The organism is Ensifer sp. M14 (genome assembly GCF_003355565.1).
Lineage (GTDB): Bacteria > Pseudomonadota > Alphaproteobacteria > Rhizobiales > Rhizobiaceae > Ensifer.
The window spans coordinates 1-1,145 of sequence record NZ_QJNR01000035.1; the positions used below are offsets into that span (position 1 = coordinate 1).

At 65.2% G+C, this 1,145-nt stretch carries 1 protein-coding gene; it reads right to left on the minus strand.

The features are described 5' to 3' along the window. Window positions 1–1,145: HlyD family type I secretion periplasmic adaptor subunit (locus BLJAPNOD_RS34980; RefSeq protein WP_115423201.1), on the minus strand; the 1,145-nt coding region annotated here is incomplete at both ends.

The window sequence follows — 1,145 nt, forward strand, 5'->3', positions numbered from 1 at the left end:
ACTTCGACGGGCATTCCGGGCATGAGCTTGCGGCCGCCGAGCTTTTCGAGCGGCTCGGTGATTTCGACGGTTGCGAGATAGAAGGGCTGTCCGGTGTTGCGATCGAGCGTGGTTGCGGCGGCGATGACGTCGATGCGGCCGTCGAGTTCGGGGGTGGTTCGCTGGTTGAAGACGGTAAAGCGCATGCGGCTCTTCTGGCCGGGCGCGATGCGGTCGATGTCGACAGGCGGGATGCGGATCTCGACCGTCAGGTCCTCGCCCTCGGGCACGATCGACATGGCGGTGGCGCCCGGCGCGATGATGCCGCCGATGGTGTGGATCTGCAGGTCGTAGACGAGACCGTCGACGGGGGCGCGCACTTCCATGCGCGACAGCCGGTCCTTGGCGGCGATGGCGCGTTCGGTCAGTTCGGCGATCTTGGCCTCAAGCCCGACGATCTGGCCTTGCGTTTCCTTGCGGTTGTTCTGGTCGATCGACATCAGCTTGATGCGCAGCTCGCTGATCTGCCCGAGCGCCTCGGCGATGCGGGCGAGCAGTTCGCCCTTGGAGCCGTCGATGCGGGCCATCTGGCGCAACAGGTCGCGATGTTCGGAGACCGGCACCAGGCCGCTCTTCAGAAGCGTGTCGAGCTTGACGATCTCCTTCTCGACGATCTCTTTCTCCTTGTCGCTGGAACCGGTCTGGGCTTTCAGCCCGCGGATCTGCTCCTCGAACTGACCGATCTGCAGCCGCATCTGCTCTTCCTGGCTGGTGATCATCCGGCGATTGGCCTCGAACAACTTCACTTCGCTTGCTTTCAGCACGTCCGGAATATCGAGCTCGCCGAAGGAGACGGTGGCGTCGCCGTCGCGTTCGGCCGTCAGCCGGGCGCGCATGGCGTAGAACTGCTGCAGTTGGCCGCGCACGATCGACAGCTCGACCCGGGTCTGGGTCTCGTCGAGCTGCAGCAGCACGTCACCCTTCTTGACATGGGTGCCGTTCTTGACGGGGATAGCCGAGACGATGCCGCCGTCGCGGTGCTGGATCAGCTTGACCTGCTGGGTGACGGCGACCTGGCCCTGGGTGATGACGGCGCCCGAGAGCTTCGCCTGGGCGGCCCAGCCGCCGACGCCGAACACCAGGGTTGCGGCAAAGACGGCCGACAC